This is a genomic window from Pseudomonas azadiae (genome assembly GCF_019145355.1).
Lineage (GTDB): Bacteria > Pseudomonadota > Gammaproteobacteria > Pseudomonadales > Pseudomonadaceae > Aquipseudomonas > Aquipseudomonas azadiae.
The window spans coordinates 1,568,357-1,594,469 of the sequence record NZ_JAHSTY010000001.1 but is presented as its reverse complement, the minus strand read 5'-3'; the positions used below and the strand labels follow the sequence as shown (position 1 = coordinate 1,594,469).

Below are 26,113 nucleotides of genomic sequence, written 5' to 3'. Positions count from 1 at the left end.
CGGTCGCGCAAGTCAGAAGAAGATGCCGCTCAGTACTACGAGCTACAGGCAGCGATACGGGCAATTGACCGTTGGTCGTGACTGGTATTTTTCACAGGTGACGCAGAGCCAGGTGCTGAAATATATCTGGCACCGCCGATATTTTTCCTCTGCAGCAGGAACAACCGACGTGAAAAAGAAGAACTCTGGCTTGCATCCGGCGCGTCCTGCCAAAACTGTTCTAAAACGTACCGAGATCATGGCCGTTCATTGGCCTGCGCCTGATATTGAGCACCCGAACGGCAATGCAGCCCTTCCAAGAACGTTCGTATTTCAGGCCTACGCGTTGACGATAAGCTTTCCCATCCACGCGTGGAAAGTCCAAGTCCAGTACACCGATGCTGCGGGTGTGGCGCACATTGTCCAGGTCAAACACCGCTTCAACTCTTGGTGGAGTTTTCCTACGCACAAGTCGCGAATGACCTGTGACGTTACGTTTCCGCCGGGGATCTGGTGGCTCGATTGGGTTCGGGCCGAATATCACGCGGGTGCAACCAGCAAGTGGGGATATGCCTATAACTTGCAGAAAGCACGCATTGAAGCGCCAGTGGTCACTCAGCCGGGCCTGTCATGGACAGCATTCCCGACCTTTCGTGGAACGGGTCTGGAAGGCTCGAAGGTCCTTTTGACCTCCAACTCAACACTTGTGCTTGAAGAGGCAACGGTCAGCAATGGCCGGTGGCAAATCACCCCCGGCTCCCCTTTGCCTATGAGCGAAGAGATAAAAGCATGGGCGTTTCAGGTATACAACGGCGAAGTGTCGCCACCCTCCGTTGTCGTCGGTTTCGCGCTGTTAATACCCCCTCAGATAACCGACATAGCCGTATCGCCGTCGGGGCTTCCTACCATCCGCGGAGCAGGAGGACTCGCAGGGTTTCCCGTACAGGTGGCGCTGTCCGAAGGCGCAGGCGGTGTGATGTCCACCACTGTCGAGGAAAATGGCAGTTGGGCGGCCACCTCCCAACGGGCCTGGCTTGTGGGGACACATACCATCAGGGCGCGGCAACGTGGGAAAGCCCCGCACGAATACTCCGATTGGTCGCAGCCCAGAACCTTTACGGTAGGCCCCCTCAGGCCAGGCCTGGACAACCCTGGCTTCGTCAAGGTTGCTCGTCCGCCACTGAGTGGCAGTGGAGCAAACGGCGCCAGAATTGAAGTGCGGCAGACAGGGTCGAATGCAGTTGTACTGGTCACCACAGCGTCCAAAGACCGCTGGAGTGGTACGCCAACCCGGGACTTGGAATCCGGTGATCCTGTTACGCTCGTTGCGGTTCAAACGGTCAATAGCACCGAATCGCGGTCCGACTCGGTGAGTTTTACGCTGTTGCGGGCACCGCGCATTATCAGGGTCGACGTCAGTGCGGCTAGCGTTCTCACCATTTATGGCGAGGGTCACCCAGGCATCAGGATTGAAGTAGTTGGTCAGAGCAGTGGCACCCCTTCACTAGCCACGGTCGTAGATTGGGATGGCACTTGGGCGGCGATTGCACCCTACGGTTGGTCGATCGGAAAACACGTGATCATAGCCTGTCACCGAGGCCAGAACGTTTATCATCAATCCGATTTCTCCGATCCTTCAGCCTTCCAGATCCCGCCGCCGCCGCCGCTGATCGTGCAGCCGTCGATCCCGACGCCTCCCGCACAGGAGTTGAACATCGCCGGCGTGATCTCCGGCAACACCGCCGTTATTCTGTATGACGCAAACACTGATCAAATCATCCCCGGCACCTTCAGGGGGGGCGCCACGATTCGTTGGTTTTCTCCCGCCCAATACTGGGCTCTAGGCACCCATTCCGTGAAGGCTGTGCAGACGTACAACGGCGTGACATCGGCCGACAGTGCCCCATGCACATTTCACGTAACCCTCGGAAAACTGATAGTTCTGAGTCCGGCGGAAGGGGAAGTCATAGAGCAGGACGGTGTGTTTTCCGGACAACAAGGTTATGCAGGACCTGGCTCAAGCGTGGTGTTGTCGCGATTCCCCGTCGGTGACGTGGTGTCTTCTGCGCTGCCCGATACAAATGGCAATTGGGTCTCGACGCCATTGTCGCTCAAGCCCGGACAGCACACGCTGAGCGTGGCGACCAGCTTGGGAACATTGCTTTCCCCCCCAGTAAAGCGGTCGTTCAAAATCAAGCCCGCCAAACTGTCGATTACCCCTCCGTTGGCGTCCCCGGTTGAACCCCGGCAGGCGTTGACAGTTACCGGTGATTTTCACGAGGGCGCGATTCTGCGCATGAACAACGCAGAGGGCGAGGTGGCAGGGACATTTACTCATGATCGTCTCCACTACACCTTCACGCCCTTGCAGCCCTGGCAAGCAGGTGAGCAGCGGATTTGGGTCACGCAGAAAGTCGCCGGCCTGGAATCCGGCCCGAGCAATGCTTTGGCACTGATCGCCAGGCCTGTTGCGCCGGTAATCCATGAGCCCAGGGAACAGTCGCTGACCGCGGCTGATGCACCAATCAGCGGCGTGTGTCGGTCGGGAGCGGCCGTATCCCTCCTTGACCCTGACGGCAACGTCCTCGCTCAAGCCACGGTGACAGGAAAAAACTGGACAGCGAGCTACCTTTGGCCGACGCCAGGCACGAACAAACTCCAGGCGATCCAAGTGGTGAACCATGTTGATTCATCGCCCACGGCCATTCGTACCTTCACGATCAAGCCCAAAACCCTATCAGTTATCCCGCCTCAGGGTCCGATTACGGCACGACATGTATTGAGTATCACCGAGGTATATCCAGGCAGCGCCACGCTGGAACTGCTCGACGCAGACGGCAAGGTCATCCCGGGTACGTTCACTGGAACCGGTGTTCAGCGACTCTTTACGCCCAGCCAGGATTGGTCAACGGGCAATAACACCGTCTTTGCAGTGCAGACCGTCAGTGGCGCCAGGTCTGATCCGAGTGCCGCCTGTATGTTCAGCATTTTGCCGATGACCCTGAGCATCGTGCCGCTGTCGGGTTTGGCCGAGCCGGCCCAGATGCTGACCCTATTGGGGGTGGACCCGGCGGTGGATAAATTGTTCATATACCAGAGCGACGGCGTAAAAGTCCCTGGAAAATTCAGTGGCAGTGCGGGGATTTACCAGTTCACACCGAGCGACTATTGGCCGCCGGGCGTCGTTACAACCGTGTACGCAACCCAATTGGTGGCTGATGCAGAATCGTTGCCAAGCGCGCCCATCCAGCTCATGGCCAAACCTTATCCTCCCGAATTCGATTTACCCTTGTCCGGGGAGTACTGCGACGCCACTTTCACAATGAGCGGTGCCTGCGCCTTGGGAGCAACGGTGCAGGTGCTGAATTCTGACGGCACGCTGCTGGGTTCATGGCCAGCTGTGGGCACGCGATGGAGCGGTATCTATACGTGGTTGATGCCGGGGGTTAAACACAAACAACTTCGGCAAGTGGTCAATGACGTCGAATCGGACCCTGGCCCTGTACGAACTTTTACGATTATGGTGGAGGCACCGCGTGTCACGTTGCCTGCTCATCCCGCCGAGCCGTATGCGCCCCTTGAACTCACCGGTGTGCATAACGACGCAGACGAACTGACTGTTTTTAATCCCAACAGCAGCGTGCGTGGCACTTTCCATGGAACCGGCACGTTGCGTTATTTCACCCCCGCTGCCCCTTGGGGTCCCAGCAATCAGGTCCGAGCCGCGCAAACCGTAGATGGTTTTCAGTCGGACCCCGGCGCGCGCGTGAGTTTTGTGGCTAAACCGCCATGCCCGACCATCAGTTGCCCGGTCAATGGGGAGAACTACGATGCAACGTTTCAACTGTCGGGAACGGGGCGCTCGGGAGCCACAGTGCAGGTCTTGGACCTTGAAGGCGATCAGCTTGGCTCCTTCCTCGTCAGCGGCGGCTCCTGGAAGGGCCCTTGCAACGCCCTTGCGCCGGGGTTGCATTACATTCGCGCCAAGCAAACCCAGAACGGATTGGAGTCCGAGCTCAGTCCAACGTGCGAGTTCGGGGTCCGGCCCGGCCAATTGAACTTCATTGCTCCCCCGCAGCCGGCAGCGCCCTTTCAGGCGTTGACCCTACATGGTGTGCACTGGGGAACGGCGTCACTGACGCTGATCAGTAATGGTGCTCCGGTGCCGGGCACGTTTATTGGCGATGGTGCCATTCGTCAGTTTATTCCGGATCAAATGTGGTGGGCGGAGTCGCAAGTGTATGCGTCACAAACCGTAGATGGCGTGGAGTCGGCATTGAGCAAACGCTGTGATTTTTCTGTGAAGCTCACCCCGCTGATCATTGATTACCCGCAACCCGATCAAACCCTGACGCTTGGCGATGTGGCTTACGGACGTCTGCCGGTGGCGCTGCCCACTGCGGTCATGGCATTGCTGGACGCCAATACGTCCCAACTCGCTGCCTTCATCGATGTGAATGCCGACGGAACCTGGCGGTCAGGGCCGTTGCGGCTGCAACCTGGCTTTCACGACGTCATTGCAACGCTTTCGGTGGGAGGGCTGACGCCGGTTGAAAGCGACCGTCGATTATTCAAAATAAGGTCCCACGCCCCCGATATCCTGCCGCCTGTCACCCCGGTTGGTTCACGCCAGTCGCTGAAGATCGTTAATCTTCACTCGGCCACTGCCAACGTCAATGTGATTGATGGCGACGGAAATCCGGTCTCAGGCTCGATCACCGTCGGTGGCTATGAGGCGACGTTCCTTCCCGATAAAGGCTGGGCGGTCGGCGAGAATAGGATCAGGGCAACCCAAATCATTGCCGGCGTGGAGTCCGCACCAAGCCCCGAGCGGGTCTTTAACGTTGCAGCGGAGCTGCAGGTCCCGACATTTTTGCTGCCAGTCGCTGATAGCCAGACCCCATCGCGCCCGCCCATCAAGGTCATGGGGCTGCCCGACGCGTTGATGAGCCTGCGCAATGCTCAGGATGGGGCGCTCCTGCACGTGCAACTGGCTGATAGTCAGGGCGTCCTGGCGCTGACACTGGTGAAGGCCTTTGCTCCGGGGGCCATCGCGCTGCAAGTCAAGCAACAGTCAGCGGGTAGGGAATCGCCTTGGAGCACGTCTCACACCTTCACCGTGTCTGCTGCGCCGAAGGAGCCCGTAATAAACCGGCCAACGCAAAACAGTCGGGTGTCGCGCAAACCGCAGATATCGGGTTCTGCAACCACCGGTGGTGAGGTGTTGTTACGTCATGTGGACGACCTCAACAACCTACTTGGGACGGTTCACGGTGTGAACGCCTGGCGCTGGAGTGCGCAGCAAAACTGGTCCTTGGGCCTGCATGGGGTGCAAGCGCAAAAGACCGACGCTGGGGACAGTTCACCATGGTCGCCGGTGCGCACGTTTGAGGTCGTTGCTGCCAAATACGAGATCGCCGAGCTGGGCTCGGTGCTGGCGCAGCCGGTGGTGGCCGATCGTCAGTCGGTATTGTTACGCATGCAGGTAGTTGATCACGATACCGATAAAGGAAAAGAGGGACTGGAGGTACGTTGGACGGACCTTGACCGGATGGGGTTGTGGTCAGTATCGCTCACCGACAAAGACGGTTGGGCCTCTTACCCCTACACCCCATTGACCAGCGGCGTGAAAGAACTCGAAGCTGACGTTTCCGGTGAGAATGGTGGAGTGCTTACCCGCGCCAGCTTTAGCGTGACGGCGCTACCAGAGGATGCCTGGGCGAAGGACTTCGAACTCTTCTTGAATGGTCACCTGGTTGACTTGGCCAAGGACGATCTGCGGTTACGGCGTGGCAGGCTCTATACGTTGACAGTGCGCCTGCGCGAAGGCAGCCCGTTGAAAGACACAGCCGTCACGCTGGAAGATCTGGCGGATGCCCAATCCTTGGGGCTAGAGTTTTCTCCAATACTGGGGGAAGCAAGGACTCTCGAGGGAGGAAGCCTGTCTTGGTCCATCAGCAGCAGTTCAGGCAGCGCAGGGTTATTTGGGCTGAACCTGCTCAACTCAAAACTGCCGGACTGGCATCTACCCTGCCACCTGGAATCCGACGATCTGAGCGATGCCGTCGCCGTCAGGTTTGACAAATTTGAAGGCAAGGTCTTTGGTGAACCGCTGTATGCGTGCCTGGGAACGGAGCACACGTTGACGTTACGGCCTTTGTCTGAAGAAATCATTGGTCAAGATGTGATGCTGGGTTGGGTGCAGCACCTAGTTGAGCACGATGTGATCCTGACCCCGGGCGCGGGCACTGTGCGCAAAATGCCACTCAAAGGGCTCACCTGGACGCTGGACTGTAAAAACAGCACTGCCGCAGCATTGCTTGGGCTTGAACTAAAAATCGTAGCGTGGGACTTCACTTCCAGGGTCTTGCCCATTTCGCTGGCTGATAACAAGGGCATCGTTGCGAATACCTTCGGGCCTCAAGAAATGGGGGGGGCGGCCACCTACAATCGTTATGGCATTCAAGTTGCCTCTGCCTATACAGGCGCAATCCTGACTGGTTTTCCCGGAACAGTGATCATAAACCGCGAGCCGTTTGCTGTTTACACCGACGAGGCAGGCTGGATCTATGTCAACTATAACAAGGGCGAAAGTGCGACCATCGTCGTGGACAGTCCCTACGACCGACAATGAACAGGCGTGAAGGCCTCATCGCCTGAAGCAGTCAACGGCAAGCAAAAAAGCCACGCTATCGGTTACGAACGCGTGGCTTTTATTGGGTGATGCTTACTGCACTTCCACCGCCAGGCTTTCACTGATCTTTTTCTGCCAGATGGCAGGACCGGTGATATGCACGGACTCGCCCTTGCTGTCCACCGCAACGGTGACCGGCATGTCTTTGACGTCGAACTCGTAGATCGCTTCCATGCCCAGCTCGGCAAACGCAACAACGCTCGACTTCTTGATGGCTTGCGCCACCAGGTAAGCGGCGCCGCCGACGGCCATCAGGTACACGGCCTTGTGGTCCTTGATCGCTTCGATCGCAGTCGGGCCGCGTTCGGATTTACCGATCATGCCCAGCAAACCGGTTTGCTCAAGGATCTGACGGGTGAACTTGTCCATCCGTGTCGCGGTGGTCGGGCCGGCCGGGCCAACCACTTCTTCGCGCACCGGATCAACCGGGCCGACGTAGTAGATGAAACGCCCCTTGAGGTCCACCGGCAGGGTTTCGCCCTTGTTCAGCATCTCGACCATGCGCTTGTGCGCGGCGTCGCGACCGGTGAGCATCTTGCCGTTGAGCAACACGGTTTCGCCCGGCTTCCAGCTTTGCACGTCTTCCGGGGTCAGGGTGTCGAGGTTGACGCGACGGGCCGATGGGCCGGCTTCCCAAACGATTTGCGGATAGGCATCCAGCGGTGGTGCCTCCAACGACGCCGGGCCCGAACCGTCGAGCACGAAGTGCGCGTGACGGGTGGCGGCGCAGTTGGGGATCATGCACACCGGCAAGGACGCGGCGTGGGTCGGGTAGTCCATGATCTTCACATCGAGCACGGTGGTCAGGCCGCCCAGGCCCTGGGCGCCGATGCCCAGTTGGTTGACCTTCTCGAACAGCTCCAGGCGCATCTCTTCGATGCGGTTGGAAGGGCCGCGCTTGATCAGCTCGTGGATGTCGATGGATTCCATCAACACTTCCTTGGCCATCACCGCGGCTTTCTCGGCGGTGCCGCCGATGCCGATGCCCAGCATGCCGGGCGGGCACCAGCCGGCGCCCATGGTCGGAACGGTCTTGAGCACCCAGTCGACGATCGAGTCGGACGGGTTGAGCATGGCCATTTTCGACTTGTTTTCGGAACCGCCACCCTTGGCCGCCACGTCCACTTCCACGGTGTTACCCGGGACGATGGAGTAGTGGATGACCGCCGGGGTGTTGTCCTTGGTGTTCCTGCGCGCACCGGCCGGGTCGGCGAGGATGGAGGCACGCAGGACGTTTTCGGGCAGGTTGTAGGCGCGACGCACGCCTTCGTTGATCATGTCGTCCAGGCCCATGGTGGCGCCATCCCAACGTACGTCCATGCCCACGCGCACGAACACGGTGACGATACCGGTGTCCTGGCAGATCGGGCGATGGCCGGTGGCGCACATGCGCGAGTTGATCAGGATCTGAGCCATGGAATCACGGGCCGCCGGCGATTCTTCGCGCAGGTAGGCTTCGTGCATGGCCTGGATGAAATCAACGGGGTGGTAGTAGGAAATGAATTGCAGGGCGTCGGCAACGCTCTGAATCAGGTCGTCTTGCTTGATCACGGTCATGAGTCGCGCTCCTCTATAAGGGAACATTCAATAAAGGTGGGCCCAGTGTTGCATCGGTCGGCTGAGCCCACCTTTCCAAGGCACGCCAAGTGGTGCAGGCGCGACGCTAAAAAGGCGCGGCAGTATAACCCGGCACGGTGGCCGATACATCCGACCATGGTCAAACTGCGTTATCGTTACGGACCATCGCAATGACTGAGACTTTGTATGCCTGAACTGCACGTCGGCGAACGCCACTGGTCGGTAGCTGCCGGCAGCAACCTGCTGGACGTCTTGAACCAGGTGGGCGTGGCCGTGCCCTACAGTTGCCGTGCCGGCAGTTGCCATGCCTGTCTGGTGCGTTGCCAAGGTGATGTCGAGGACAAACAACCGGATGCCCTGAGCCCGGCGCAGCGTCAGGATGGCTGGCGCCTGGCGTGTCAGTGCCAAGTCGCCGGGGACTTGAAGGTTGAAACATTTGATCCGCTGCATGACGGTTTGCCCGCGCAGGTGGTCGGTGCCGACTGGCTGAGCCGCCATGTGCTGCGCTTGCGCCTGCAACCGGAACGCGGCTTGCGTTACCGCGCCGGGCAGCACTTGGTGCTGTGGGCAGGGCAGGTAGCAAGGCCGTATTCGCTGGCGAGCCTGCCTCAGGAAGACCCGTTCCTGGAGTGCCATCTCGATTGCCGCCAGCCGGGCCAATTCAGTAACCTCGCCCGGCAGTTGCAGGTCGGCGACCCTCTGCGCCTGGGCGAGCTGCGTGGCGGTGCGCTGCACTACGATCCCGATTGGCAATTGCGACCGCTGTGGCTGCTGGCGTCCGGCACCGGGTTGGGCCCGCTGTGGGGCGTGTTGCGCGAGGCGCTGCGCCAGGATCACCAAGGCGATATTCGCCTGATTCACCTGGCCCATGACGGCGACGCGCATTACCTGGCCGAGCCCTTGGCAGGGCTGGCCGCACAGCACCCAAACCTGTCGGTGGAGCTTTGGACCGCGGCTGGGTCGGCCCAGGCTTTGGCGCAACTGCGGCTTGTTTCGCGGCAAACGCTGGCTTTACTCTGCGGGCACCCTGCCAGTGTCGAAGCGTTTTCCAAGCGCCTGTTCCTGGCGGGACTGCCGCGCAATCAACTGCTGGCCGACGTGTTTTTGTCCCGTGGTTGAGTGCTGAACGCTACAGCCGCGAGACTCGCCATGACCGACGCCATTTTGCACCGACGCGACCGTGGGCTGCTGATCCTGCAGCTCAACCGCCCCGACAAGAAGAACGCGCTGACGCGTGCCATGTATACGCAACTGGCCGAGGCCCTGGAGCGGGCCGATGCGGATGTGGATATCCGCAGCGTGCTGATCCAGGGCAGCACTGACTGATTCACGGCGGGCAACGACATCGGCGATTTTCTCCAGCAGCCACCGAGCGATCTCGACAGCCCGCCCTTTCACTTCATGAACAGCCTGCTCAACTGCCGCAAGCCGGTGATCGCCGCTGTGGCGGGCGCAGCGGTGGGTATCGGCACGACCCTGCTGCTGCATTGCGACCTGGTGTACGTCAGCCGGGATGCGCGGTTGCGCATGCCGTTCGTCAACCTTGGGCTGTGCCCGGAGTTTGGTTCAAGTCTGATCCTGCCGAGGCTGCTGGGGCATGCGAAAGCGGCTGAGTTATTGCTGCTGGGCGAGGGGTTCAGCGGCGAGCAGGCGGCGGCCTGGGGGATCGCTACCGAGGCGCTGTGCAGTGGCGAGGCGGCGCTGGCCAGGGCGCGGGAAATGGCCGAGCGTTTTGAGAGCCTGGCGCCTGGGGCGGTGCAAGTGACCAAGCAGTTGATGAAGAGTGTTGATCGCGAACAGTTGCGGCAAGTGATCGAGGAGGAGGGGGCACTGTTTACCCAGCGGTTGAGATCGCCGGAGGCGATTGCGGCGATGTCGGCGTTTATCGCTCGGCGTTAATTTGCGTTGGCTGGTTGGGCCTCTTCGCGGGCAAGCCCGCTCCCACAGTTGACGCATTTCCACAGGTGAAATGCGGCCAACTGTGGGAGCCGGGCTTGCCCGCGATGGGGGCTTCACATTCAACACATCAACCCGCCACGAAATGCAAAAAGCCCCGCCATTCACAGGGCGGGGCTTTTGTTTTTCAGCGTGTCACTCAGACCATTGGATCGCCAACGTGCAGGATCTTCATGCCGTTGGTGCCGCCGATGGTGTGGTAGCTGTCGCCCTTGGTCAGGATGACCCAGTCGCCTTTCTCCACGACGCCGCGCTTGATCAACTCGTCGATGGCAGCCTGGCTGACTTCATGGGGCGGCAATGAAGCCGGGTCGAACGGTACGGTGTACACGCCACGGAACATCGCCGCACGCGCCTGGGTTTCGCGATGCGGAGAGAACGCGTAGATCGGCACCGAGGAGCGGATGCGCGACATGATCAACGGCGTGTAGCCGCTTTCGGTCAAGGCGATGATCGCCTTCACGCCCGGGAAGTGGTTCGCGGTGTACATGGCCGCCAGGGCGATACTCTGATCGCAGCTTTCGAACTCTTTGCCGATGCGGTGGCTGGAGGTCTTGCTGGTCGGGTGCTTCTCGGCGCCGATGCAGATACGCGCCATGGCTTGTACCGCTTCCAGTGGGTACGGGCCGGCCGCGCTTTCAGCCGAAAGCATCACGGCGTCGGTGTAGTCGAGCACGGCGTTGGCCACGTCGGACACTTCGGCGCGGGTCGGCATCGGGTTCTGGATCATCGACTCCATCATCTGGGTCGCCACGATCACCGCTTTGTTATGACGGCGTGCGTGCAGGATGATTTTTTTCTGGATACCGATCAGCTCGGCGTCACCGATTTCCACGCCCAGGTCGCCACGGGCAACCATCACCGCGTCGGAAGCCTTGATCAGGCCGTCTAGGGTTTCGTCGTTAGCCACGGCCTCGGCACGTTCGATCTTCGCCACCAGCCAGGCAGTACCACCGGCTTCGTCGCGAAGTTTACGGGCGTATTCCATGTCGGCGGCGTCGCGCGGGAAGGACACGGCGAGGTAGTCCACTTCCATTTCGGCGGCGAGCTTGATGTCGGCCTTGTCTTTTTCCGTCAGGGCCGGTGCCGTCAGGCCACCACCACGACGGTTGATGCCTTTGTGGTCTGACAGCGGGCCGCCGATGATCACGGTGCAATTGAGTTCGGTCGGGGTGGCGGTGTCGACACGCATGACCACGCGACCGTCGTCCAGCAGCAGTTCGTCACCGACGCCGCAGTCCTTGACCAGATCCGGGTAGTCGATACCCACGACGTCCTGGGTGCCTTCGGTCAATGGGTGGCTGGTGGAGAAGGTGAATTTGTCACCGATCTTCAGCTCGATCCGCTTGTTGGTGAATTTGGCGATACGGATTTTCGGGCCTTGCAGGTCACCCAGCAATGCCACGAAGCGGCCGTGCTTGGCAGCCAGGTCACGCACCAGCTTGGCCCGAGCCTTGTGCTCGTCCGGGGTGCCGTGGGAGAAGTTCAGACGGGCAACGTCCAAACCAGCCAGAATCAGCTGTTCGAGGACTTCCGGCGAGTTACTGGCCGGGCCAAGGGTGGCGACGATTTTGGTGCGACGGACGGACATGCACAGACTCCTGAGTTCAAGCGCTGAGGAAGGCTACTATGCTCTTTCGTTGTAGTCATTGTTCGTTTGCACTACTTATCGACGATTGACTTGTTTTCGCGGCGGCTGAATACGAACATCCTTGAAGATTTTCGACGAGGGGTCGATACACTGCACAAGACAGGAGAACCCTCATGCGAATTTTGCTCATTGCTGCCCTGGCCGTCAGTGTTGTCGGCTGCACCCGTTGGTCGATGGACCACCATTTGGACAATGCCTACCGCGCGTACAAGATCGGCGATTGTGAGCGCGTTACCCTTGAATTGTCCCAGGTCGACCGTAAGAGTCGCACCCGGCGTTACGTCCAGCCGGAAGTCTCGATGTTGCGCGGGCAGTGCCTGGAGCGGCAAAAGCTGTTCGTCGATGCGGCGCAGACCTATCAGTTCATCATCAATCAGTACCCGTCGAGTGAGTACGCCTACCGCGCTCGCGCGAGGCTGGACACTTTGCAACAGCTGGGGCATTACCCCGGTGCAAGGGTCGCCCAGCCACGTCCGGCTTCTTTGTGATGCTATTCGTCATCTCATGACTGGCCCCTTGCCAGTCTTGGGCTATTCTTTGAATGTCTGTTTGTACAAGTTTCTACGCAAATGGATGTAGGGCCCGGACTCGGCGTCTGTCTGGCGGCACAACATTGATTGTGCTCGCACCGAGGTCCAGGGAGAGCGAGTATTTTGGCTCGTTCCGAATCACTGGCACGGCCGCTGTCATGGCCATTGGATGGCGATTTCACCATGTTTACCGACCGACGGATCGAGCGGCATCAGCTACCTTGTTTTCTGCAAGTGTTTAACCGCCTGACTGATAAACCTATCGGGTTCCTGGGCAACGTCTCGGAAGACGGGCTGATGTTAATCAGCCAACTGCCCATGATGGTCGATGTGGATTTCGAGCTGCGTGTGAAGATTCCGGCGGCGGATGGCACCTGGAATCCGATTGATCTCACGGCAACCTGTCTATGGAGCCACGAGGACATCAACCCGCAGCATTACGACTCCGGCTTCAGGGTGCTCCAGGCCCCCGAGGAATATGGGCAACTGGTCAACGTCTTGTTGCATTACTTCAGTTTTGACCCTTTGCAGGCTTCGGCTTAGGCGCATGGCGACCCGGTTGCGGTGTGGTCCCCTTGCCGCAACCGTAGAGTCTTCCAGAGCGCTTTGTCAGATAACACCGGCCTTCTTCCAACCCAGATAGCGTGTCACCAGGGCCGGCCCCAGTTCGGACGGCAGGGTATCGAGTATCGACAGGCCATGGGCGCTCAGGCGGTCGTGCAGTTGGTTACGGGTGTTCAAGTAGTCGATGGTGCCGCTGTAGGCCAAGGCTTCGGGCAAGGTTTGCACGGGGGCCTGGCGCAGTTGATCGACTACTTCTTCGCGTAGGCTGGCCACCAGCACCCTGTGTTGGCGGCTGATGCGCTCGACGGCGGTCAGCAATGCCTCGTCGTCCTCGTCCCGCAGGTTCGTGACCACGACCACCAATGCACGCCGCTTCTGCCGCGCCAAGAGCTGGCTTGCCGCAGCCTGATAGTCGGCAGTCCGGCGAGTGGTGTCCAGGTCGTACACCGCGTTGAGCAACAGGTTCAACTGGCTGCTCCCCTTTACCGGTGCCACGTAGCGGGGCTGGTCACCGGCAAAGGTGCACAGCCCCACCGCATCGCCTTCCCGCAAGGCTACGTAGCTGAGCAGCAGGCAGGCGTTGAGGGCGTGGTCAAAGTGGGACAGCTCGTCATCCTGGCTGCGCATGCGGCGCCCGCAATCAAGCATGAACACGATCTGCTGGTCGCGCTCATCCTGGTATTCACGCGCAATGGGCGTGCGCTGCCGGGCGGTAGCCTTCCAATCGATCTGCCGAAGGCTGTCACCCTCGCGAAACTCGCGCAGTTGATGGAACTCCAGCCCCAATCCACGTCGTTGGCGCTGACGCACACCCAGTTGGCTCAGCCAGTTGTCCACGCCCAGCAACTGCGCGCCGTACAGCCGGGCGAAATCCGGGTAGACGCGGGTGGCGTCGTGCACCTCGATAAGGCGCCGCGCTGACCACAAGCCCATTGGGCTGGGCAGGTAGATTTCACACCGGCTGAAACTGAAATGCCCGCGCCGCAGGGGGCGGACGCGATAGCCCAGCTCACTGCGTTCACCGGGGCGCAGGTCGATGGGCTGGGGCATGTTCTCTACCGTCAGCCCATCGGGCACATGGTCGACTACCCGCACTGTCAGCGGCTGCAGGCAATCATGCTCCAAGGCCAGGCGTACTTCGCCCCAACGCCCCAGCGCCAGGCTTCCCGGCATCTGCCGCTGCACTCGGGGGGACGGACGGCGGCGCAGGCGCAGCGCATCCAGCATGGCCAGCAGCAACAGTGCCAGGAGCAGCCCCCAAGCAACTGAGTTCAGGGTGTCTGGCACCTTGAACTGCAACGCAGCGGCAGTGCCCAGCAGGATGTTCAACCCCAGCAATACGCCGAGCCAGTTCAACAGCAGGCGGGTCGGTTTCATGGGCGAGTCATTGCCGCGGTGCCGGAATCTGATCGAGCAGTTGCTTAAGCACCTGGTCGACCTCCAGCCCGTCGATATCCAACTCCGGTGCGATACGCACCCGGTGGCGCAATACCGCCAAGGCGCATCCCTTGATGTCGTCCGGGGTCACGAACTCACCCGCGCGCAGCAAGGCACGGGCCCGCGCGCCACGTACCAGGGCGATGGACGCGCGCGGGCCGGCGCCGATGGCCAGTCCCGGCCAGCTACGGGTGGCACGCGCCAGGCGCACGGCGTAGTCGAGCACTTGTTCGTCCAGTGCCAACTCACTGGCGATCTGCTGCAACTGCAGGACATCCGCCGCCTGTAACACGGTGCGCAAGGGGTGTACATCCAGCATGTCGGCCCGGGATGAGCGCGTTACCTCACGCACCATGTCCAGTTCCTGCTGCGCGTCGGGGTAATCCATGCGCACCTTGAGCATGAAACGATCCAGCTCCGCTTCCGGCAGAGGGTAAGTGCCTTCCTGTTCGATGGGATTCTGGGTCGCCAGCACCATGAACGGTTGGCCAATGGGCAGCGCCTCGCCTTCGAGGGTAACTTGCCGTTCCTGCATGGCTTCAAGCAAGGCCGCCTGGGTCTTGGCCGGAGCGCGGTTGATTTCGTCGGCCAGCAGCAAGTGGGTGAATACCGGACCTTTGCGCAGTTTGAACTGTTCGGTGTGCAGGTCGTATACGGCGTGGCCGGTGACATCGCTGGGCATCAGGTCCGGGGTGAACTGGATGCGCGCGAAATCGCCACCGAAGCAGCGTGCCAGCGCGCGCACCAGCAAGGTTTTGCCCAGCCCAGGCACACCTTCCAGCAGCACATGACCGCCGGCAATCAGTGCGGTCAGCACATCGTCGATGACCTGCTCCTGGCCGATCACCGCCTTGCGCAATTCAGCGCGCAGGGCCTGGGCTTGCCCGCTGGCGCGTTGCAGGGTTTCGCTGGTCAAGGCAGTGGCGCTGGGTAATTCGCTCATAGGGCATTCCTGAGGGTTTGCAGGCGTGCCACCTGCCGGCTGAAATCGGCGCTGGAAAGCCGTTTCGCCGGGAGTGGGCCAAGGGCCTGGCTGATGACGTGAGAAGGTTGGCGCGTCAGGTGCTCGAGCACCCGGCACTGTTCTGCGTTGTCGAGGTGCTCAAAACCGGGGTGACGGCGCCGGGCCGCTCGCTGGATATCGTGCTGCAAGGCTCGCAGCAATGTGCCCTGGCCGCTGCGGCGCAGCAGGAAATCGGCGCTGGCCTTGAGGTGTTCCTGCAATTGGCGGCGTGCTGGGGATGCCGCCGCCCGGATCGGGCCTTGGCGCAGGGCGGCCTGCCAGAGGGCCAAGGCTATCAGGGCAGCGAGTGCTACCAGGGCCTGCGGGAAATAGCGCATCAGCAGGGTGAACAGGCCATCAAAATCGTTGTTGAACAGCAAGGTCACGTCCGTGCCCTGGCTCAGGTACCACAGCAACCAGGCATTGTCATATTCACCGATGTCCGGGGTTTTCCACAGATCGCTGTCGGTGACCACCGTGACGCGGCCTTGCCCAAGGTTGAGTTGCATCAGGTGACTAGACTGTGCGCTGTTGGCGGAAAATTGCGCCAGGTGCTTGGGGTCGGTGAGGTTGAAGTCTGTGTCGAAACTGAAATAAGCCGGTGCGGTTTCATTATCGACATACAGCCTGGTGAGGTCCGGCGCCTTCTTCCCAAGGGGCTTTTTAGTGGAAGGGGCGGGCTCTTCGGGTTCATCACTCAGTGTCTGGTGGATAGGCAGGCGATCGAGCAGCAAGTCGCCGCTTTTGCCTGCCTCTTCATCCCATAGGGCCTCGGCCACCAGCAACAGATGACCGCCGGATCGGGTCCAGGCCAGCAGTTGCTCTACCTGGCGTGGTGAGAGGTGGCTGCGTTCGCCAAGCATCAGCAGGCTGTTACCCTTGGCGGGCAGCGTAGCCAGTCGCTCCACACTATTGGCATGGGCCACGGCCAGGCCTTGTTGGCGCAGAAAGTGCTCGGCCGCCAGGTAAGGATTGGCCAGCGCCTCCGGAGAAGGGCCGCGATCCACCACTTCATCGTAGGGAACCGCTTGGCTCCACGCGTAAAACCCTCCCGCCGCAAGCAGGCATGCCAGCAATAGCCCCACCCACACTAATGGCCGGTTCATTGGCTGCCCCCTGAACTGAACAGGTTGCGCCAATCACTGCACAGTTTTTGCTGGGCTGAGAGAGGCGGGAGGCGATGGCCATAGGCGAGGTTTTGCCAATGTCGGGTCAATTCATCGCTGAACGCCAGCAGTTGCGGTTGCTGCAACTGGTGAATCCGCTCCAAAACCTGGCCTTCGGTGTCAGCGCTTTTCAGCGGCAGATCGAAGTCATGCAGCAAGCGGCTGAGCAGGCCGCGGTACAGCAGGCCGAGGGCTTCCCTTGGTTGGGTGCTCCATAGGTGCTCAGCGGCGCCGGCAACATCGTCGGGCAAGGTCTCGGCGCCCAGTTCGAGGCCGAACAACTGTGTGGGCGAAGGTTTGACGACTTTGGGCTTGCTGGCCCCGCGCCGGCTGACGAAGGTACGTACCCAATCGCGATAACGCCACGCCAGCATGATCAAGGCTCCGATCAGCAGTCCCCACAACAGCACCTCCAAGCCCTGGGCGACAGGCTTGAAGATGTTGCTGTTGAGGTTGCCGAGCAACGCCTTGAGCCAGTCTGGGAGTTTACCGTCGCTGGCAGCTTTGTTTTTAGGCGCGGGCTTTTCTTCGCCAAAGCGATAGCGCGTGACGGTTTCCGGGTTTTTGAAAGGGGGATTGTCCAGCAGCGATTTGATGGATTGGCTCGCGCTCTGTGTGCCCAGCGGTTTGGGGGGGATGGCAGCATCGGCCATGACGGGCGCGCTGAATGGCGACAGTGTCAACGCGATCACCAATAACAACAGCGCAGCCACACTGCTGAGGCGTTGCCGAAGGCGACGGAATACCAGCTCCAGGTCCCAGGCCTCCAACACGGTGCGGCGGTTAAGGTAAAGGCTGAAGCCACAGGCGACATAGATCGGCTCCCAGAACACCAGGATCAAGGCATAGAATGCGTTGCCCAGGTGTTCAAGCCACAGTGCTTCCGAGCTTGCCGCCAATGCCAGGCTTTGCCAGTCCCAGTCCATCTCGACGTTCTGCGGAATAAACAGATAGAACAGCGCCATGCAACCCAACCACAGGCCGATTTCCAGGTGCACGCCGATGATCGTCAGCCAACGCGCCGCGCCGGCGTTACGTTGTTGCAGCACTCCCAGGCGTTTTTGTCGTGCCTGGCCGTCCAGCCCCTCCAGTTGGCTCACCGGCATTACAAAGCTGCGGCTCAGGCTGAGCCGCCGCCAGGTCAGGCTAGCCAGCAACTGGCCTTTGAGCAGGCTTGGCCAAGCGCGCACCGCTTGCTTGATGCCAGGTGTTTCGCCAAACAGGGCCTTGGACAGGATGTACAGCGGCAGGCGGTCAAAGGCCGGTTTGAGCCACCAGAACACAAACATGGCGGTGGAAGGGTACTTCCACAGCAGCGCGCTGAGTAAGGCGAAGACCGGCAGGGACACCAATGCCCAACTGCCCATCAGGAGCAGCCGGTACTTGCGGGCCATCAAGACCCCAAGGTCCATGGCTTCCCACGCAGTACGTGGGCGGATTACCACGCTGGCGTCACTGAGGCGCATGGCGAGTCCTCCCGGCAAGGCTCAGGTAAGCGCCCACCAGCAGCCACAGCACGGCACCCACCAGGTATTTGACCCAAGGCGCTATTGCAGTGGTGGATGACCAATAAGCCTCGATAAAGGCGGCGATCAGCAGGAAGGCCATCGCACCGCACACTATTTGCACGCTTTTGCGCGCCGCCAGCCGCAAAGATTCGCCACGGGTCAACGGCCCGGGAGCGATCAGCGCCCAGCCCAGCTGCAAGCCTGCAGCGCCGGCGAGGGCGATGGCCGTCAGTTCGAACGCACCGTGGCCGATGACGAATGACCAGAAGGTGTGCCCATAGCCGATTTCGGTAAGGTGCCCCGAGACTGCGCCAATGACCAGGCCGTTGAAAACCAGGAAGAACACACTGCCCAGGCCGAACAGCAAGCCTGCGGCAAAGGTCTGGAACGCGATGCCGATGTTGTGCATCACGTAGTAGCCAAACATCATCCAGTCTTCGCTCGATGCACGCTCTGCTGCACGGCCCAGGCGACTGGCATCAGGGTCATACATACCTTGCATCTCGGCCACCTGCTGCGGGCTGACGAGGGCGTAGATGAGGTCGGGAAACAGGTAGACCAGCAGGGCGATACCCACCAGGCTACCGAAGAACAGCAGGTTGGCGGCCAGGACGAAACGCCATTGTTCGCGTACCAGGCGGGGAAAACCGGCCAGTACAAAACTCAGCACATTTGCCGCCAACTGGCTGCGATGGCGGTAGAGCTGTTGATGGCCGCGCAGCGCCAACTGTTCCAGCGGGTCTATCAGGTAGCTGCTATAGCCGCGCTCCTGGGCCAGGGCCAGGTGCTGACACACGCGTCGGTACTGATGGGGGAAGTCGGCTATGTCACTGGCTTTTGCCTGGCCTTGCTCCAACTGGTTCAGGTGCTCGGCAAACAGTTGCCATTGCGGCTGGTGGCGGCTTTCGAAAAGGCTTTGCTTCATGTCGGCCCCAACAGGCCACGGGCCACGCCATTGAGTTGCCCCACGGCGCGGGCCGGGGATACCTGTAAGGGGGTGGCGAGGATCGACGCCAGCTCGTTCACGCGCTCGGTGGACAGTTCCGCCTGGCGTTCGGCGAAGCCAAGGATGGCCCGTTGTTCGTTCAGTTCCAGGGCAAACGGCAGGCGCAAGGCCGCCGCTTGAGGAATCTTGGGACGCACCAAAGGCTGCTCGCGATAGATCACCAGTGTGCCGGCGGCAAGATCGCCGAGACGCTTGAAGTGAGGGTGCTGAAGGCAACTGATCGCGCCTAGGAAGTAGCCGAATGGAAGCATGTCTGCAAACCGCAGCAGGTTACGGATCAAAGATGCGGACCAGCCAATCGGAGTGCCGTCATCCTGTACAACACGCAGTCCCATGACCTGTTTGCCGGGCGAGCAACCTTGATTGAGCACCTCGAACAGCACCATGTACCACCAACTGAACAGGAACAGCAGCAGCGAACCCAGACCGATACCAATGTCGCCAAGCAAGGCCAGTGGCACCAGCAGGACGCCCATGACCACCCCGCGCGCGCCCAGGTCGAAGGCAAATGCCAGCGCGCGTGGCACCAGGCCGGCCGGGCGCAGCGGCAGGTCGATGCCCTCCGGGGTTTCGATCTGGTAGCGGGTGTCCAACGGGGCTGAGGGCATCGCGATCCTTGGCAGTGCAGGTGGCTGGAGACACGGATGCTAGCAGTGTCGGCGATGGAAGCAACCACTCAAGGTTTTGCTGGATGTTTGTACAGATTATTTGGTGCTGGTCGCGGACGCCATTCAGCGCCTAGACTTTGTCGCTCTTCAGTACAGGAACAGCCCGTGACCTCCATTTTCTGGTACGACTATGAAACGACCGGCATCCACCCGCGCAGTGATCGTCCGCTCCAGGTAGCCGGCATTCGGACGGACCTCGAACTCAACGAAATCAGCGCGCCGGTCAATCTCTATTGCCAGCCAGGCGACGATATCCTGCCCCATCCGGTCGCCTGCGCGATTACTGGTATCACGCCCGCGATACTCGCGGAAAAAGGCCTCGCCGAGGCTGATTTCATGACCAGGGTCCACGCCGAACTGGCGGCCCCTGGCACCTGCGGCGCCGGTTATAACACCTTGCGGTTTGACGATGAAATCACACGCTACAGTCTGTATCGCAATTTCTTCGATCCTTACGCCCGAGAATGGCAGGGCGGTAACAGCCGCTGGGATCTGATCGATGTCGTCCGTACCGCCTACGCGCTACGTCCGGAGGGCATTGAATGGCCGCAACAGGACGGGCGCGTCACGCTCAAGCTCGAACGCCTGACCCAAGCCAACGGCATCGACCATGGCCAGGCTCACGATGCGTTGTCCGATGTCCGTGCCACGATTGCCTTGGCCCGATTGGTCCGTGAGAAACAACCCAAATTGTATGAATGGCTGTTCCGACTACGCAGCAAGCAAGGGGTGATGGACCAGGTGCGCTTACTGCAACCGATGGTGCATGTCTCCGGGCGTTTTTCCGCCGAGCGTCATTACCTGGGCGTTGTGCTGCCGCTGGCGTGGCACCCACGCAATCGTAACGCGCTGATCGTCTGCGACCTGGGGCTTGACCCCCAGGGTTTGCTCGACCTTGATGCCGATGCCTTGCGCCAGCGCCTCTATAGGCGGCGTGACGATCTTGCCGAGGGCGAGCTGCCGGTACCGCTCAAGCTGGTGCATATCAACCGCTGCCCGGTGGTTGCTCCCTTGAGTGTGCTGCGCGCAGAGGATCGCGAGCGTCTGCACTTGGACATGAGCATCTATCAGGAACGGGCGCTGCGGCTAACTGACGCACAGGAACTTTGGCGCGATAAGTTGGCGGCCATTTACGCCGAAGAAGATTTCGTGCCGAGTTCGGACCCTGAGCAACAGCTTTACGCTGGCTTTATCGGCGATCGTGATCGACGTTTATGTGAGCAAGTCCGGGTGGCGGAACCTGCGCAATTAGCCAGCCAGCAGTGGCCTTTTGATGATCACCGTTTGCCTGAATTATTGTTTCGCTACCGCGCGCGTAACTTCCCCGATACCTTGAACAGTGAAGAACTACAACGCTGGAAACTTTTCTGTCAGCAACGTTTGTCAAACCCTGAGTGGGGCGCACCGAATACCCTTGCCGCATTTAAGCAGGCGCGACAGGAGTTTGCCGTTACTGCTACACCGTTTCAGGCCGGGGTGCTTGAGCAATGGCAGCAATACGCAGACTCTCTGGCCGCCAGAGTGAACCTGTAATCGTGTTTCACACACTTTGCGGGCAATAAAAAACGCCAGCATGCTGGCGTTTTTAATGTGCTGCGTACCAGGCGTAAGCCTGGCGAGGTTTAGCCCAGCAGGGTAGCCCAGCCTTCAACCACGTCGCCGCCCCACTTGGCTTTCCACTCTTTGAGGGTCTTGTGGTTGCCACCTTTGGTTTCAATCACTTCGCCGTTATGCGGGTTTTTGTATTGCTTGACCTTGCGAGCACGCTTGGTGCCAGTCGTTTTTACAGCGCCGCGCGGTGCTTTAACTTTCGACTCTGGATCCAGCAGCGCGATGATGTCACGCAGGGATTTGGAGTATTCACCCATCAGGGTGCGCAATTTGCCTTCGAATTCCAGCTCGGTTTGCAGTTTGTCGTCTTGGGACAGGTTCTTCAAACGGGCTTGCAGCTCTTTGATAGCTTCTTCGGTGGCACGGTATTCGTTGATCAGAGACATGTGGACTACCTTAATGTAGAGCGCTGATTGACAGGGATAGTGGCCCAATAATAGTCATGCGGTTTGCCCAAGTAAACATTTAAGGTCGCATTTAGGTGAATTACTTTGAATGTTTGTAGCATTGCTGTCCATTCGAGTTAATTACCAGGGCGCAGACCTTAAGATAATTCCTTGGAAGGCACCGAACACCTGCAGGGTGTCGCAGTAAATTCATATACAGAAGGTAAAACCATAGGCTATTAAGGGACAAAGGCCGGGCCGGCGATCAGAATAAACGTTAACGAATACTGCAGTTTTGCTGCGCAATCGCTAGAATGGCGGCCTTTGCGAAGTTCTGGAGTTTCCCCCTAATGCGCACTTTTCGGCTGGTGATTGCTTGCCCGGACCGGGTCGGCATCGTTGCCAAAGTCAGTAACTTTCTGGCCTCCCATAACGGTTGGATCACCGAGGCGAGTCATCACTCGGACAATCTCAGCGGTTGGTTCTTCATGCGTCACGAGATCCGTGCCGATTCGCTGCCCTTCGGCCTCGAGGCGTTCCGCGAGGCCTTCGCGCCGATCGCCGAAGAGTTTTCGATGACCTGGCACATTACCGACACCGAGCAGAAAAAACGCGTGGTGTTGATGGCCAGCCGCGAATCCCATTGCCTGGCGGATTTGCTGCATCGCTGGCACAGCGACGAGCTGGACTGCGAGATTGCCTGCGTGATCTCCAACCATGACGACCTACGCAGCATGGTCGAATGGCACGGCATTCCGTATTACCACGTACCGGTCAACCCCCAGGACAAGCAGCCGGCCTTCGCCGAGGTGTCGCGCCTGGTCAAGCAGCATGACGCCGACGTGGTGGTGCTGGCGCGCTACATGCAAATCCTGCCGCCGGAACTGTGCCGCGAATACGCCGGTAAGGTGATCAACATTCACCACAGTTTCCTGCCGTCGTTCGTGGGCGCCAAGCCTTACCACCAGGCTTCCCTGCGCGGCGTTAAGTTGATCGGCGCGACCTGTCACTACGTCACCGAAGAGCTGGACGCCGGCCCGATCATCGAGCAGGACGTGGTGCGTGTCAGCCACAGCGACAGCATTGAAGACATGGTGCGTTTCGGCCGTGACGTCGAGAAGATGGTCCTGGCACGGGGCCTGCGTTACCACTTGGAAGACCGCGTGCTGGTGCACGGCAACAAGACGGTCGTGTTCTGATCGGCATGTTGTGATTGAAGAAAGAAGGGCCTGGGCGCTAAATCGTTGCAGGCCCTTTTTTATTGACTGCATTTTCAGGACATACCCATGACCGATCCGCTCGATAAAGCCACGTCCAGGGCGCCTGCTACCGTGGGCGAAGGCTGTCTGAGTCGCTATGACCCGGATGCGTTGGGTGCCGAGGATGGCACTGACTTTCCGGGGGCTGCCCGGTTGTGGGAGCAGTTGCACAGCCCTGAGGTGCCACCTGAGCCTTCTGGAAAAGACGCTTGAACAGCGGTTTGCCGACCATCAACAGAAATACCGGCCCCCCGCACAGCAGGTAGAAGTAATACGTCACTGCCCGCCAGATCAGAATGGCTGCCGCTGCGGTTGACTTGCCCACCATGGGGGCCAGCAGCGCTGCCGAGGTCAACTCCGCAGCCCCGGCCCCGCCTGGCAGCAGGCTGAATTGTCCCGCCGTCAACGACAGCATCTGGATCAGGAAGCTCCAGGCCCACGCCAGGTCCGCGCCCAACCCGCGCAACGCCAGGTACAGGACGCTGTAGCGCAATAACCAGTGCAGGCTCGTAAGCAGGAACACGCGGATCAATGTCAGCCACGGCAATTTCAGCGTGTCGCTGAAGGCCGCAAGAAAATGCAGGAGCCTGCGTGCCCATCGTCGGCGCAAACGGGTGCCAACCCGCAGCCCTTTGAGCAGCGCGCCGTTCAGGCGGATGACCTGGCGGTGAAAGCGTACCAGCAACACGCAACAGACGAGCCCGCTCACCATCGACACTGCACTGAGTTCCAGCAGCCATTCCAGCCTTGGGTTCAGGGAGTGGAACAGGGCGTACAGCGCAATGCCGACCAGCGCGCAGAGAAAAAACAGCAAGTCGCTCAACTGGTCCATGGCAAACACCGCGCTGCCCTGGGCCGGCCGTATGCCATGGCGCGCGAGCAAAGCCATCAACGTCAGCGGGCCGCCACTGCCACCAGGGGTGGCACATTGGGCAAACTCGGTGGACATCACCACGCCCAGGCATTTGAGCCGCGTCAATCGCCCGCTATGGTCGCCCAGCAACAGACGCAGGCGCAGGCTGTTGATGACCCAGCACAGCACAATCATTGCGAACATCGCGAGTAACAATTGCCGCGGGAACTGCGCCAGGCGTGTCAGGGTTTCGCCACCGCCCAGCCACACTGGAACGATCAGCGCAACCAGCAATGCCAGCAGCAGCCAAAGCAACCGACTCATGGTCGAGATGCCAGCCAGGCTACCTTGGTTTGCGGCGCGCGGCCGGCGTCCAGCAAACGGTGCAGTGTCTCTAACCAATAGCGGCGGGAAAAATCATGGCGCATGTCCACCGGGTGTAGCCCCAGTCGAATGACCGGGGCGCTGCGCCAGCGTTGTTCGCGGCGGTCGCTGAGCACTTTGGACAGACCTCGGCGCCAGGCACTGCGGGCGCTCCACACCAGGCCCGGAGCGTCGACCCGGGAGAAGTCGGGAAGCCGATACAGGTGCTGCGGGTCGCTGGTATAGCTGAGCGGCAAGTGACGCAAGGCGTCCCGGGTGCCCTGGCTCATCAACCAGGCGGGGGCAACGAAACCATGGAGAGGCCAGTCGTTGCGTCGGAAGACGTCGATGCCGGCGTGCAGACGCGTCAGTGCCTGGGTCTCTGACAATTGATAGAACTCACCCTCGTGGGTATAGACACGACGCATGAACCAGTCTTTTGGCGTACGCGGCGCCGGTTGGTCGTCGCTATGGAAGTAGCCATGCAAGGCCAACTCATCGCCCTTGGCGACGCGGCTGTCCAGCAGCCGCCGGAAAGTCCCTTCGATGGGCAGCGCATCATGATGGTGAAAATCCGGTACCACCAGCCAGGTGATCGGCACATTGCCCAGCTTGTCCACAGCTTCGACAAAGGGCCGATAGTCGGCCCAGTTGTGCGGCGCCACGTCGTGCAATACCAGCAATACCGAGCGCTCAACCATGGGCAAGCATCGGCTTGTGGCTGCCTACGACCGCGTGGTAATGGCCAAGCAGGCTGTCGACAACTGTGTCCCACGCGTAATGGCGCTCCACATGCCGCCGCGCTTGCGCGCCCATGCGTCGGCTGTCGGCGCTGAACAGCTCGCGCACCGCATTCGCCATTGCCTTGGGGTCGTTCGGCGCACACAGCAGGCCGCAGCGTTCATCGACGATCTCAGTGAAGGCCCCGGCGGCCACCGCGACCACCGGTATGCCGCAGGCCATGGCTTCCAGGATCACCAGGCCGAAGGTTTCCTGGTCGCCACCATGCAGCAGCGCATCGGCGCTGGCCATCAATCGCGCGACATGCTCGGCGGGACGGAACTCGTCTATCACGGTCACGTTGTCCGGTACGCTGGCGGGCATGCCGGAGCCCACCAGGAGCAGGTGGTAGCCATTTCCCAGGCGTTTCATGCAGTTGAGCAGCACCGGCAGGTTTTTCTCTTTTGAACCGCGTCCGGCGAAGATCAACAGGCGTGTCTCTTCATCTATACCCAGTTCCGCGCGCAGACCGGGGTCGCGCGCGTGCGGCGTGAAGGTTTGCAGATCGACCCCCAACGGCTGGGCGAAGACGTTTTTCACCCCAAGCCCGGTGAGCTTGTCGGCCATGACCTGGCTGGGCGCCAGTACCCGGTCAAAATTTTTGTAAAGTTTGCTGACATAGGCTTCAACGTTGGGGGTAAACCATGGCCCCATGCGGTTGCTTACCAGCAGCGGCAGGTCGGAGTGATAAAAGCCGATGACCGGCACGTCCCGCTGGCGCCTGGCATCCAGCGCCGCCCAGGCGGTGAGGTAAGGATCGCCCACCTCGATAAGGTCGGGCTGCAATTCGTGCAGGACATTTCGCCATGGCGCCAGGCGCAGCGGGAATCGATAGCCTTTGCCGAACGGCAGCGGCGGGGCTGGCACGGTGTACACCCCGTCCTGTTCGCTCAAGTGGGCGCCGGGTATCAGCAGGCTGTGGCGAATACCGGGCTTGAGCGCCAGCCGCCGGTGCTTGGCGTCCAGATAGGTCCGTACACCACCGCTGGCGGGGGCGTAGAACATGGTTATGTCAGCGATATGCACGATGAACATCCCTCCGATCCATTGCTCTCCTTACGTGGACCTTAGGCAAGGATAGATGTTCGGTTGGGTTGGTGGCGTACCGCGGTGTTCAAGGG

18 protein-coding genes and 1 pseudogene are annotated in these 26,113 nt (G+C 60.3%); 7 read left to right on the top strand and 12 right to left on the bottom strand.

Annotated features, from left to right (window positions below; genetic code table 11):
• Positions 1-64: 64 nt before the first annotated feature.
• Positions 65-6,613: a hypothetical protein gene (locus KVG91_RS07230; RefSeq protein WP_169377403.1), complete on the top strand. Its 6,549-nt coding sequence runs from the start codon at positions 65-67 to the stop codon at positions 6,611-6,613.
• A gap of 93 nt (positions 6,614-6,706) precedes the next feature.
• On the opposite strand, the gene KVG91_RS07225 is transcribed toward KVG91_RS07230, so the two are convergent.
• Positions 6,707-8,230 carry a fumarate hydratase gene (locus KVG91_RS07225; protein ID WP_169377404.1) on the bottom strand — a complete coding sequence of 508 codons (1,524 nt, stop codon included), beginning with the start codon at positions 8,228-8,230 and terminating at the stop codon, positions 6,707-6,709.
• A gap of 207 nt (positions 8,231-8,437) precedes the next feature.
• On the opposite strand from KVG91_RS07225, the gene KVG91_RS07220 reads away from it, so the two are divergent.
• A complete protein-coding gene (locus KVG91_RS07220; RefSeq protein WP_169377405.1) occupies positions 8,438-9,370 on the top strand; it encodes an iron-sulfur-binding ferredoxin reductase in 933 nt (310 codons plus the stop codon).
• A gap of 30 nt (positions 9,371-9,400) precedes the next feature.
• Positions 9,401-10,150, top strand: a pseudogene (locus KVG91_RS07215) (enoyl-CoA hydratase-related protein).
• A 196-nt stretch (positions 10,151-10,346) separates the two neighbouring features.
• On the opposite strand, the gene pyk reads toward KVG91_RS07215, so the two are convergent.
• Positions 10,347-11,798 carry a pyruvate kinase gene (gene pyk, locus KVG91_RS07210; protein ID WP_169377406.1) on the bottom strand — a complete coding sequence of 484 codons (1,452 nt, stop codon included), beginning with the start codon at positions 11,796-11,798 and terminating at the stop codon, positions 10,347-10,349.
• Between the two features lie 173 nt (positions 11,799-11,971).
• Between pyk and KVG91_RS07205 the strand changes: the two genes are divergently transcribed.
• Together KVG91_RS07205 and KVG91_RS07200 are read left to right on the top strand one after the other, a co-directional pair.
• Entirely contained in the window at positions 11,972-12,346 is a 375-nt protein-coding gene (locus tag KVG91_RS07205; protein ID WP_169377407.1) for a tol-pal system YbgF family protein, read from the top strand.
• Positions 12,347-12,571: 225 nt separating this feature from the next.
• Entirely contained in the window at positions 12,572-12,931 is a 360-nt protein-coding gene (locus KVG91_RS07200; protein WP_169377424.1) for a PilZ domain-containing protein, read from the top strand.
• A gap of 66 nt (positions 12,932-12,997) precedes the next feature.
• On the opposite strand, the gene KVG91_RS07195 is transcribed toward KVG91_RS07200, so the two are convergent.
• Genes KVG91_RS07195 through KVG91_RS07170 form a run of 6 tightly spaced genes read right to left on the bottom strand, consistent with a single transcriptional unit; the run spans position 12,998 to position 19,680 of the window.
• A complete protein-coding gene (locus KVG91_RS07195; protein ID WP_169377408.1) occupies positions 12,998-14,329 on the bottom strand; it encodes a DUF58 domain-containing protein in 1,332 nt (443 codons plus the stop codon).
• A 7-nt stretch (positions 14,330-14,336) separates the two neighbouring features.
• Positions 14,337-15,332 carry an AAA family ATPase gene (locus tag KVG91_RS07190; protein WP_169377409.1) on the bottom strand — a complete coding sequence of 332 codons (996 nt, stop codon included), beginning with the start codon at positions 15,330-15,332 and terminating at the stop codon, positions 14,337-14,339.
• The gene (locus KVG91_RS07185; protein ID WP_169377410.1) at positions 15,329-16,498 is read right to left on the bottom strand and encodes a DUF4350 domain-containing protein; all 1,170 of its coding nucleotides are present in this window, start codon (positions 16,496-16,498) and stop codon (positions 15,329-15,331) included. The genes KVG91_RS07190 and KVG91_RS07185 overlap by 4 nt, the downstream gene beginning before the upstream one ends.
• Positions 16,495-18,024 carry a DUF4129 domain-containing protein gene (locus KVG91_RS07180; RefSeq protein ID WP_169377411.1) on the bottom strand — a complete coding sequence of 510 codons (1,530 nt, stop codon included), beginning with the start codon at positions 18,022-18,024 and terminating at the stop codon, positions 16,495-16,497. Before KVG91_RS07180 ends, KVG91_RS07185 begins: the two co-directional genes overlap by 4 nt.
• Positions 18,011-18,991, bottom strand: a complete 981-nt coding sequence (locus tag KVG91_RS07175; protein WP_169377412.1) for a stage II sporulation protein M — start codon at positions 18,989-18,991, stop codon at positions 18,011-18,013. The genes KVG91_RS07180 and KVG91_RS07175 overlap by 14 nt, the downstream gene beginning before the upstream one ends.
• Positions 18,988-19,680 carry an RDD family protein gene (locus tag KVG91_RS07170; RefSeq protein ID WP_169377413.1) on the bottom strand — a complete coding sequence of 231 codons (693 nt, stop codon included), beginning with the start codon at positions 19,678-19,680 and terminating at the stop codon, positions 18,988-18,990. The genes KVG91_RS07175 and KVG91_RS07170 overlap by 4 nt, the downstream gene beginning before the upstream one ends.
• Before the next feature lie 165 nt (positions 19,681-19,845).
• On the opposite strand from KVG91_RS07170, the gene sbcB reads away from it, so the two are divergent.
• Positions 19,846-21,273 carry an exodeoxyribonuclease I gene (sbcB, locus tag KVG91_RS07165; protein ID WP_169377414.1) on the top strand — a complete coding sequence of 476 codons (1,428 nt, stop codon included), beginning with the start codon at positions 19,846-19,848 and terminating at the stop codon, positions 21,271-21,273.
• Between the two features lie 89 nt (positions 21,274-21,362).
• On the opposite strand, the gene mvaT is transcribed toward sbcB, so the two are convergent.
• The gene (gene mvaT / locus KVG91_RS07160; RefSeq protein WP_005790963.1) at positions 21,363-21,737 is read right to left on the bottom strand and encodes a histone-like nucleoid-structuring protein MvaT; all 375 of its coding nucleotides are present in this window, start codon (positions 21,735-21,737) and stop codon (positions 21,363-21,365) included.
• Between the two features lie 350 nt (positions 21,738-22,087).
• Here mvaT and purU point away from each other — a divergent pair, with 350 nt between their 5' ends.
• Positions 22,088-22,936 (top strand): formyltetrahydrofolate deformylase, encoded by an 849-nt coding sequence (purU, locus tag KVG91_RS07155; protein ID WP_169377415.1) that lies wholly within the window; start codon positions 22,088-22,090, stop codon positions 22,934-22,936.
• Positions 22,937-23,063: 127 nt separating this feature from the next.
• Here the strand turns inward: purU and KVG91_RS07150 are convergent, their stop codons facing one another.
• Genes KVG91_RS07150 through KVG91_RS07140 form a run of 3 tightly spaced genes read right to left on the bottom strand, consistent with a single transcriptional unit; the run spans position 23,064 to position 26,027 of the window.
• Positions 23,064-24,173, bottom strand: a complete 1,110-nt coding sequence (locus KVG91_RS07150) for a lysylphosphatidylglycerol synthase transmembrane domain-containing protein (RefSeq protein ID WP_169377416.1) — start codon at positions 24,171-24,173, stop codon at positions 23,064-23,066.
• Positions 24,170-24,913, bottom strand: a complete 744-nt coding sequence (locus tag KVG91_RS07145) for a DUF2334 domain-containing protein (protein ID WP_169377417.1) — start codon at positions 24,911-24,913, stop codon at positions 24,170-24,172. Before KVG91_RS07145 ends, KVG91_RS07150 begins: the two co-directional genes overlap by 4 nt.
• Positions 24,906-26,027 (bottom strand): glycosyltransferase family 4 protein, encoded by a 1,122-nt coding sequence (locus tag KVG91_RS07140; protein WP_169377418.1) that lies wholly within the window; start codon positions 26,025-26,027, stop codon positions 24,906-24,908. Before KVG91_RS07140 ends, KVG91_RS07145 begins: the two co-directional genes overlap by 8 nt.
• Positions 26,028-26,113 lie beyond the last annotated feature (86 nt).